Source organism: Shewanella sp. SG41-4, from assembly GCF_014164505.1.
In the GTDB taxonomy this organism is placed as follows: domain Bacteria; phylum Pseudomonadota; class Gammaproteobacteria; order Enterobacterales; family Shewanellaceae; genus Shewanella.
In genome coordinates this window covers 1-10104 of sequence record NZ_JACJFI010000153.1, presented here as the reverse complement: position 1 = coordinate 10104, position 10104 = coordinate 1, and the positions used below count along the sequence as shown (strand labels likewise).

Annotated in this window: 10 protein-coding genes and 1 pseudogene; 4 read left to right on the top strand and 7 right to left on the bottom strand. The window is 41.6% G+C overall.

Features of this window, described 5'->3' with window-relative positions; genetic code table 11:
- Positions 1–134: 134 nt before the first annotated feature.
- The 7 genes and pseudogenes from fabV to pspF form a co-directional block, all read right to left on the bottom strand.
- Positions 135–1265 (bottom strand): annotated as a pseudogene (fabV, locus tag H5202_RS13880) (enoyl-ACP reductase FabV); the annotation flags it as partial.
- Between the two features lie 105 nt (positions 1266–1370).
- Positions 1371–2156: a peptide ABC transporter ATP-binding protein gene (locus H5202_RS13875; protein ID WP_182772593.1), complete on the bottom strand. Its 786-nt coding sequence runs from the start codon at positions 2154–2156 to the stop codon at positions 1371–1373.
- On the bottom strand, positions 2137–3144 hold the full coding sequence (locus H5202_RS13870; protein WP_182772592.1) for an oligopeptide/dipeptide ABC transporter ATP-binding protein: 1008 nt from the start codon (positions 3142–3144) through the stop codon (positions 2137–2139). The genes H5202_RS13875 and H5202_RS13870 overlap by 20 nt, the downstream gene beginning before the upstream one ends.
- Positions 3145–3147: 3 nt before the next feature.
- Positions 3148–4038 (bottom strand): ABC transporter permease subunit, encoded by an 891-nt coding sequence (locus tag H5202_RS13865; protein WP_182772591.1) that lies wholly within the window; start codon positions 4036–4038, stop codon positions 3148–3150.
- Positions 4025–5056, bottom strand: a complete 1032-nt coding sequence (locus H5202_RS13860; protein WP_182772590.1) for an ABC transporter permease subunit — start codon at positions 5054–5056, stop codon at positions 4025–4027. Before H5202_RS13860 ends, H5202_RS13865 begins: the two co-directional genes overlap by 14 nt.
- Entirely contained in the window at positions 5057–6682 is a 1626-nt protein-coding gene (locus tag H5202_RS13855; protein WP_182772589.1) for an ABC transporter substrate-binding protein, read from the bottom strand.
- A gap of 83 nt (positions 6683–6765) precedes the next feature.
- Entirely contained in the window at positions 6766–7845 is a 1080-nt protein-coding gene (gene pspF / locus H5202_RS13850; RefSeq protein ID WP_182772588.1) for a phage shock protein operon transcriptional activator, read from the bottom strand.
- Between the two features lie 192 nt (positions 7846–8037).
- Between pspF and pspA the strand changes: the two genes are divergently transcribed.
- From pspA to H5202_RS13830, 4 genes are all read left to right on the top strand, one after another.
- Positions 8038–8721, top strand: coding sequence for a phage shock protein PspA (pspA, locus tag H5202_RS13845; protein WP_182772587.1), 684 nt, complete (start codon positions 8038–8040; stop codon positions 8719–8721).
- Positions 8722–8740: 19 nt separating this feature from the next.
- Positions 8741–8980 (top strand): envelope stress response membrane protein PspB, encoded by a 240-nt coding sequence (gene pspB / locus H5202_RS13840; protein ID WP_182772586.1) that lies wholly within the window; start codon positions 8741–8743, stop codon positions 8978–8980.
- Positions 8967–9362 carry an envelope stress response membrane protein PspC gene (gene pspC, locus H5202_RS13835; protein ID WP_182772585.1) on the top strand — a complete coding sequence of 132 codons (396 nt, stop codon included), beginning with the start codon at positions 8967–8969 and terminating at the stop codon, positions 9360–9362. The genes pspB and pspC overlap by 14 nt, the downstream gene beginning before the upstream one ends.
- 53 nt (positions 9363–9415) lie before the next feature.
- A partial coding sequence (locus tag H5202_RS13830) for a YcjX family protein (protein ID WP_182772584.1) occupies positions 9416–10104 on the top strand: 689 nt, incomplete at its 3' end.

Genomic DNA, 10104 nt, shown 5'->3' with positions numbered 1-10104 from the left:
GAACCGATAGGTACTTTTAGTTAGTTGTCATTTTAAACGATACAAAAAAGCCCGTATCACCGAATTTCTAAGGGGGTGCGGGCTTTGTTATATTAACCGTTTAAGATTAATTAAAATGTCATTTCGGGTACATGTCCGAATAGTTTTAAAAACTCTTCTTTGTATTCATTGTAATCGGTTAATTCGCTTAAGTTTTCAGTGGTCACTAGTGGCCATAAATCACGACAATGCTGCTGGATTTCTTCGCGAAGTTCCCAGTCATCAAGGCGTAAGCGATTTTCGCTATCAACAGCAGGTGCTTGGCCATCAACACGGTATAGGCGCTCACTGAATAAGCGGTATATTTGTTCAATACAGCCTTCATGTAGGCCTTCTTGACGCATTTTCTTAAATACCATTGCGATGTAAAGAGGCATGACCGGAATGGCTGAGCTAGCTTGTGTCACTACACTTTTTAACACTGCAACGTTAGCTGAGCCACCAGTAGCTGATAATTTGCTATCAAGGGCGTGAGCTGCACGATCTAAATCCATTTTGGCTTTGCCTAAAGCGCCATGCCAATAAATAGGCCAGGTTAATTCGGTACCAATGTAGCTATAAGCAACCGTTTTGCAATTGTCTGCTAATACGCCAGCGTCGCTTAGCGCACTCATCCATAATTCCCAATCTTGGCCGCCCATTACCGTGACGGTATCGGCAATTTCTTGCTCAGTAGCAGGCTCTACAGAGGTATCGATAATGGTGTTTTTATTGGTATCAACAGCCGTGGCAGTATACGTTTGCCCAATTGGCTTAAGTGATGAACGGATAACTTCACCGGTGTCAGGCATTTTACGTACTGGAGAAGCCAGTGAGTAAACCACCATGTCGATTTGACCTAAATCTTGCTTGATAAGCTCAATGACTTGTTGCTTTGCTTGATGGCTGAATGCATCACAGTTAATGCTTTTTGAATACAAGCCTTCTGCCTTAGCAAACTTATCAAATGCCGCAGTGTTGTACCAACCTGCTGTGCCTGGTTTGGTTTCAGAGCTTGGTTTTTCGAAAAACACACCAATAGTGGCTGCGTCGCTACCAAATGCTGAGGTGATACGAGACGAAAGACCATAGCCACTTGAAGACCCGACTACTAATACTTTTTTAGGCCCATTAGCAATTTTGCCTTTGGCTTTAATGAGTTCGATTTGTTCTTTAACGTTGGCTTCACAACCTACTGGATGAGTAGTGGTACAAATAAAGCCACGAATTTTAGGTTTAATAATCATATTTAAGCTTCTTCCTTTAACATTGGCTCTAGGATAAATAGTTCGACGGCCAAATGGCACTGATTTTTTCTAAAACGCCCTCAAAACCACAGTGGTTGGAGCAGTTTAGCGCTTTTGCATAAATTGACTTTGTTCTTGAATGAGTCGTTGGGTGTATTCATGTTGTGGTGACGTAAATAAGGCCTCAGTAGTTGATTTCTCGACCATATGACCATTTTGCAACACCATAATTTTATCGCTAACATGACGGATAATATTCAAATTATGTGACACAAAAATATACGATAACCCCATCTCTTTTTGCAGCTTTAATAACAAATTAATAATTTGAGACCGGACCGATAAATCTAAAGCTGTTAGTGCTTCATCTGCAATAATAATTTTAGGGTTAAGCATTAAGGCACGCGCAACGGCGACACGCTGTTTTTGGCCTTCGGAAATCATGTGCGGATAAAACTCTGCGTGTTCAGGTAATAATCCGACTTTTCTTAAGGTTTCAATCACCAATGTTTTTCGTTCGGTGGAGCTTAATTGGGTATTAAACCGTAATGGTTCTTTAAGCAAGTTACCAATCGATAAACGTGGGTTAAGCGAAGTGGTCGGATCTTGGAAAATCATCCGTATCAACCGACACCGTTGCTTTAAATTACGCATTTCTAAGGCTTCACCTTCAAAAAATATTTCGCCGCCACTGCGTTGTTCAGCACCCACTAAAATTCGGGCGAGAGTACTTTTACCCGAGCCAACCGAGCCTACAATAGCCAAGGTTTCACCACGTCCGAGTTCAAATGAAACCGGAGAGAGAGCCTGATAATATTGAGGTTTAAAATGCTTATAACCGGTTAAGTATTGTTTACTTAAGTCGTTTACTTTAAGCAATGGCATCGTCATCTTCTTGCTCACTTTTATAAGGGAAATGACAGGCAAAATAGCGGTCTTTAATATGTTCAAGATTAGGCTGTTTTACACATTGGCGTTGGGCTTCTGGGCAGCGTGGACCAAGCCGACAACCGGCAGGTAAATGCTGCAGCGACGGCGAAGAGCCTTGCAGTGTGGGTAAGTTAGCTTTATGACGCATTTTTTCAGTATGGTCAGGTAGATTTTTTAATAATGCCCGAGTGTAAGGGTGGAACGGCATTGCTACCATTTCGCTCACAGGGCCCGATTCCATCACCTGACCACTGTACAAAATTGTTAAGTTATCACACCAGTGCACCATGGTTTCTAACTCATGGCTGACTAATAAAATTGATACATTTTGCAGTTGATTGAGTTGCGACAACAACCTAAATATTTGTGCTTGGGTATTGAGTTCCATTGAGTTGGTTGGCTCATCGGCAATCAGCAGTTTAGGATGATTTGCCACGGCCATTGCGATCATCACTTTTTGACACTCGCCTTCAGACAACTCCCATGGATAACACTTCATCAGCAGTTTTGGTTTTTTTATGCCGACTTTATGAAGCCATTTCTGCGCGTTTAAATAAGTCGCCTTTCCACGTCGCCAAAAAGGAATGTTTTTGTTGGGCACCATTGCTTCAATCAATTGACTGCCAATGGTTTTTACCGGATCTAAACTGCCTGAAGGATCTTGGAAAATCATTGCCATTTCGCTGCCCATCAGGCAGCGTCGTTGCTTGGAACTCATTTCTAATAAGTTTTTTCCGTCCCACATCATACGGTCAGCAATGATATGCCAATTAGGACCCAATACCCCTAAAATCGCTTTGGCCAATAAACTGCGCCCAGAACCTGATTCGCCAACAAGTCCATGGATTTCTCCTGGATTGATAGTCAAACTGACTTTTTCGAGCACTTTTACGGTGCCCTCAGGAGTATCTAATTCAATGGTGAGATTACGAATATCGAGTAAAGGCATAGGTTAGTTTCTTATCGGTGCAAGCGCAGAACGTAAGCCATCGCCGACCAAGTTGACCGACAGTACGGTAAACAAAATCGCGATACCTGGGATAGTCACGGTCCAAGGCGCAAGCAGTAAATTATCAAGTCCTTGTGCGACCATCGCACCCCATTCTGGACTCGGTGCTTGAGCACCAAGATTTAAAAAACCGAGGGCGGCAATATCGAGTATTGCTGCTGATATTGCCATAGTGACCTGAATAATCACCACATCCCATACGTTGGGCATAATGACGTACCAAAACACTTGCAAAGAGTTGGCTCCATCTAATTTAGCCGCGGTAACATACTCTTTTTGCAACTCTTCGTGAACCGCTAGATGGATAGCACGAACAAATTGTGGAACCATCGCAATCCCAACACCCCAAAACACATTATTAAGCCCAGGACCCATGACAGCGACCACTAGAATAGCCATTAATAACGATGGGATAGACAATAATGAATCGAGCAAGTGGCTCAACACACTCGACTTGATGCCGTGCATCATTCCTGAAAGCGAACCAATAACAAAACCAAATATCAGTGAAGCAGTAACAATTAATAATGACATGCCAAAGGTTAATTGTACGCCGTGTAAAATACGACTAAAAATATCTCGTCCTAGATCGTCTGTTCCAAGGAAGTGTTCTACTGAACCCGCTGGATCCCATGATGGCGGTAAAAGTAATACTTGTTGATCTTGCATTTCTGCTGAATAAGGCGCTATGAATGGGGCGAAAATGGTTAATATTAATAAAAATATCACCGCCCACAGACCTATTACCGCAAATGGGTTCGCAGAGAATGTTTGCCACATTCGCCACATAGGCGAGGCTATATGGTCTTCCTGGTATATTTTAATTCGAGGCATACAATTCCTTTCTGCTCATTGGATTGATTGCGGTATGCAGTAAATCAATCAAAATGCTTAAGAAAATAATTAAGAGTGATACAGATAAGATACCCGCTTGAATAACTGTATAATCACGCTGGTAAATGCCCGACACTAACCAACTACCAACCCCTGGCCACGAAAATATCACTTCAACCACAATGCCATAGCTGGCGAATGATCCCAGCATTAAACCAATGCTTTTTATTACCGGAATTAAGGCGTTGGGTAATACGTGACGAAGTAGTATTTTAGCCGTGTGTAAACCGCGAGCTTCAGCGGCGCGAATATAGGTTTGATTCATCACATTTAAAATGGCTTGTCGGGTGATCCTTACCACTAATGTAAAAGGAAGCACCGCTAAGGTGACCGCAGGCAGAATCAAGTGTAATAAAGCATCATGAAACGCCGGAATACGATAGCTAGAATCAGATAATAAGGTGTCGACCAGCATAAAACCCGTTACAGGTTCAATTTCATAAAGTAAATTAATTTGGCCTGAAATGGGCAACCAGCCAAGATTAACGCCAAACCACATTGATAACGTCAAGCCGAGCCAAAAAACTGGGATAGAATAGCCCGTTAACGTGATGGCTAAAATACTGCGTTGAAGCGCCTTGTTATTACCTAATGCGGCCAGCACGCCAATGGGTACGCCAAAAAATACGGCAATAAAGCCAGAGAATAATGATAATTCAAAAGATGCAGGCAATACTGCCTCAAGCTCCTCTAATACCTCTTGCTGCGAGTTACTGGAAATACCGAAGTTACCCGACAGGCGTTGACGTAAATAGGCGGTAAATTGCAATAATTGATTATCATTTAGTTGATAATCTTGCTCAATTTGTTGTTGTTGATCAATCGTTGGATATTGAACCCCCGACAACGAATACGCCTTACTGACCGGAAACTGCCCCGATGCCATAAAGAGTACGGCCACCATTAGTAGCGATGTGGCCACAAACAGGGTTATGCGACTAAAAAGGTAACGCCACATTTATTCCTTTCCCTCTATTGTTTGGGTTGTTTTGGCAAAAGATATACCACCATAAGGTCTAATTTGCATCGCAGTAATATTGCTCTTCTTCAGCACCACTTTTTTGGCATGCGCGAGCGTTACTAGCGGAACTTGATCGCTAATAATGGCTTCAGCTGATTGATAAAATGCTTTGCGCTCAGGTTGAGTCGATACACTCTGAGCTTGGGTTAGCAGGTGTTCAAAATCTTTGTTGCACCAACGAGATCGATTATTGTTAGAGGCTAATGCCGCGCAGCTTAACAGTGGCGTAAAAAAGTTATCGGGGTCGCTATTATCGGCATTCCAACCAATAAGCACTGAATCATAATTCGAACTGGCTAACTTCTGGGTGAATACACTCCAATCATAGCTAATGATATTCAGTTTTACGCCAATAAGGGCTAAATCGGCCTGAATTAATTCTGCTGTTTTTAATGCACTCGGATTATAAATTCGTGCTACTGGCATAGCCCAGACATTAATGGATAAGTTAGATACGCCTGCTTGACGCAGTAATACCCTTGCTTTTTCCGGATTATATTCATTCGGTGAAAGGTTTTTGCTGTAAGCCCAAGATGCCGGAGGTAAAACGCCTGTGGCCTCAACAGCGGTATCGTTATACACCACGTCTAAAATATTATTTTTATCAATAGCATGCGCAAGCGCTCGTCTTACACGAACATCATCTAATGGCGGTTTTTGGGTGTTAAATGCCCAAAATGCCACGTTCAATCCAGGTTTTGCATCGATAATAATATCTTTATGTTGGTCAAGAACGGCCAGCTCACCGGCTTTGGGTAATGCTGAAACACTGCAATCTCCGGTAATTAATTTAGCAATGCGTGCAGTGCTTCTTGGGGTGATATCAAATACTAATTGATCAATTTCAACCGTAGGGCCCCAATAGACAGGATTCTTTTTAAAGCGAATATATTCGTTTTTAACATATTGATTGAGCTGAAATGGTCCCGTGCCTACTGCGTAGTAATCGATATCTTCAGGAGTGCCTTGTGCCAATAACTGATAACCATATTCTGCAGATAACACTACGGCAAAATCAGTCGCAAGATTAGATAAAAAAGAAGCGTCTTTTCGAGTTAAATGGAAGATAACCTGGTAATCGTTTACTTTTTCAATATAGCCAATTAAATCAGCAAAACCAATGCTTTGAAAGAATGGGTAACCGGTTCTGCTGACTAGGTGATATGGGTGCAGTGGATCAATAATGCGATTAAATGAAAACAGCACATCATCGGCATTAAAGTCTCTTGCTGGAGTAAAATGGCGGGTTTTATGAAAACTCACATGTTCACGTAAAGTAAAAACATAGCTTAAACCATCATCGGACACCTGCCATGATGTGGCCAAACCGGGTGTGATCTCGGCTTTTTCTTGGCTGTAATTGACAAGTCTACTGTAAATTTGATGTGAAGTTGCATCAATAGTGGTACCTGATGTAACAAGCTGTGGGTTAAAGCTTTCAGGGTTACCTTCGCTGCAATACACCAGGCCAGAAGGCAATTGCACTTGTCCGCATGCAGCCAGCACGATACTGGAGAGACATAAAGACATCTGCTGAAACCAGCGTTTTACTATAACAGGCATAGTGTAATCATATTTTATCGACTTTGAGTGGCTATTTTAACAGTGTTCATTGCATTGGGGCAATGAGCATATCCAAGCTTGACTCAGCTCTTGTCGAGTAAGTTGTATTTTTTCAAAATACCTCGAAGCTGATGGTAGCTTAAACCTAACAAATCGGCGGTTTTTTTCTGATTGTATTGGCCTTCAGCTAATGCTCGTTGCAATAATTCTACTTCGCTGTTTTCGGTGTACTCTTTAAAATCAATCGGGAATTCGATGCTATTAAGCACGACTGATGTTTCCGTTTTAACATTTAACTCAGTCGCTTCAGTCACAGATGCTGGAGAGTGCTCTATCGGATTAAATTGACGTTCGCGAGTTTTGACACGATTTACAGGACGATAGGGTGACGCAAAAGGATCTAAAATAATATGATCAATTTCTTGGCCATCAGCGCCTTCACGGTAAACACTTCGCTCGACGACATTTTTCAATTCTCGAATATTTCCAGGCCAGCTGTGCATCATTAATTGCTCAATCGCTAACGGACTAAAACCACTAAAATATTCGAGTGATAGTTGCCTTGCCATACTAATCGCAAAGTGTTCTGCCAATGGCATAATGTCTTCGGTTCTGTGTCTTAATGGTGGCAAGGTGATCACATCAAAGGCTAAACGATCGAGTAAGTCCGCTCGAAATTCACCATTATCAGCCAAGGTGGGCAAATCTTCATTGGCGGCACAAATAAGCCGCACATCAGATTGAACCGTTTTACTGCCACCCACACGTTCAAATTCACCATATTCGATGACACGTAATAACTTTTCTTGGATTAATCCAGAAGTGTTGGCTAGTTCATCTAAAAACAGTGTGCCGCCATCGGCGCGCTCAAAACGGCCTTCGTGTCGTCCTTTTGCACCAGTAAATGCGCCAGATTCATGGCCAAAAAGCTCAGTTTCGAGTAAGTTTTCACTTAATGAAGAACAATTAAGCTTTATAAAGCTTTGGTCCCAACGAGGGGATAAGTAATGTAGTCGTTCGGCAATTAATTCTTTACCCGTTCCACGTTCGCCAATAATGAGAATCGGCTTAGATAATGGCGCGACTTTAGACACATGCTCTAATACTTCAAGTAGTGCATTAGATTGGCCGATGAGATTGTCTTGCTGGAATTGTTTGCTCACAGTTAGCTTACTCGCAAAATTGTTAGTGAATTAGACTAATAATTGGTGAAAATCATAATAAATGGCTTGAGTGTTAAAAGAAAGCAAAAGTTAAATATTTGTTTAAGCCTATGATGTTGTTGCATTTGTAAATGTTGGCACGTAATGTGTAATACCAACTGCGACATCCACGTTAATTTTGAGGAACACATTATGGGAATTTTCTCTCGCTTCGCAGATATCGTTAATTCAAATATCAGCGCAATACTTGATAAAGCCGAAGATCCAGAAAAAATGGTCCGTCTTATCATTCAAGAAATGGAAGACACACTTGTTGAAGTACGTTCAACCTCCGCTAAAGTATTAGCAGAGAAAAAAGAATTACTTCGTCGGATTGCTCGTGTTCAAGAGCAAGTTCAAGATTGGCAGAGTAAAGCTGAGTTAGCGTTATCTAAAGATCGTGAAGACTTAGCCAAAGCCGCGTTGAGTGAAAAGCAAAAAACGGTTGGTTTATTGCAAACACTTGAAATGGAACTGCAAGTTGTTGAAGAGCATGTCGCTCGTTTAAAAGATGAAATCGCTCAACTTCAAGAAAAATTGAATGATGCTCGTGCTCGTCAAAAAACCATCATTATGCGTAAGCAAACTGCCACTTCACGTTTAGAAGTCAAAAAGCAGCTTGATTCAAGCAAAATCGATGATGCAATGATGAAGTTTGAACAATACGAGCGCCGAGTTGAAGGACTTGAAGCACAAGTAGAATCATATGATTTAGGCAAAAAGAACGTTCTAGCTGACGAGTTTGCAGCATTAGAAGCAGAAGACTCTGTGAATGATGAATTAGCAGCATTAAAAGCAAAAATGAGTGCGAAAGCACAACCTAAATCTAAAGCGTAAATTTATTCAGAGGTGAGTTATGGATATGGATCTTCTTATTGCCCCAATTATCATCTTTATGGTGGTTGTGGCACCTATCTGGTTGGTTCTTCATTATCGCAGTAAGCGACAAGTGAGCCAGGGGCTCACCGAGGAAGAATTTAACCAGCTTAATGGGCTCATTGCGCAAGCTGAAAAAATGAGCGGTCGCATTGAAACATTAGAAGCGATTCTAGATACTGAATCACCAGAATGGAGAGCAAAACATGGTCCCATCTAATGGTCGTACTCTATACCGCAACCCAAAAAGTGGTAAAGTGGCTGGGGTGTGTTCAGGTATTGCAGATTACTTTAACTTTGAAACATGGCTAGTACGAGTCATTGCTGTGTCGATATTCTTACTCGGTGGAACAGGGATTGTGTTTGTTGTGTATATCGCTTTATGGATGATATTAGACATTAAACCACAAAGCTTAGACCACAAAGAACATCACAAAGATATTGAAGTTAAAAAGAAAATTTGGCAAGCGGGTGAGCCTGCAAAGCAAGCATTGTTTGATGTTAATCGTCAATTTAACGGATTAGAATTCCGGTTAAGACGACTCGAAGAACATGTCACCTCAGACAACTTTGATCTTAAACGCCAAATCAATAGTCTTTAATCCTTCTAATGGGCGGTTATCCGCCCGTGTTTTTTTGGGAGCCATCAGCCATCATGAGATTTTTAGATCGTTCCTTGTTTAAAGTCAGCCAAACGGCTCAGTCTATTGTTAACCGCAGTACCGATCGTCATGTTAGATTAGCCGTCACTGGGTTATCCGGTGCAGGTAAAACTGCTTTTATTAGTGGCCTAGTTAACCAGTTATTGCATGCAGGAAAAGGCGCCAAGCATAATCCTTTACCATTATGGCAAGTAGCTCGCGAAGGTCGGTTAATTGCTGTTAACCGTGCTATGCAACCCGATTTAGACATTGCCAGTTTTGATTATCAAGGCGCAATGAATGCATTATGTTCATCACCTCCGTATTGGCCTGCTTCCACCAAAAACATTACCGAATTACGTTTAGCGATTAAGTATCAGCCTCAGCAAGGTTTGTTAGCTAAATTAACCGATACCGCAACCTTGTATGTGGATATTGTTGATTACCCCGGTGAATGGTTACTTGATTTACCCATGCTTAAACAAGATTTTACGCAATGGTGTTTGTCGCAACAGGTTAATGTGACATGTTTACGTCATTCACCCTTATTTAGCGCATTTACCCAAGCAGTAGAGACGTTAGAGTTAAGCCAATTAGCTGATGAACAACAACTTAAGTACATTGCTGATTTGTATCAAACCTTATTGGTCGATTTGGTTCGACAACAGGGATTTTATCACGCCCTGGTTGGGCGTGATAAAAT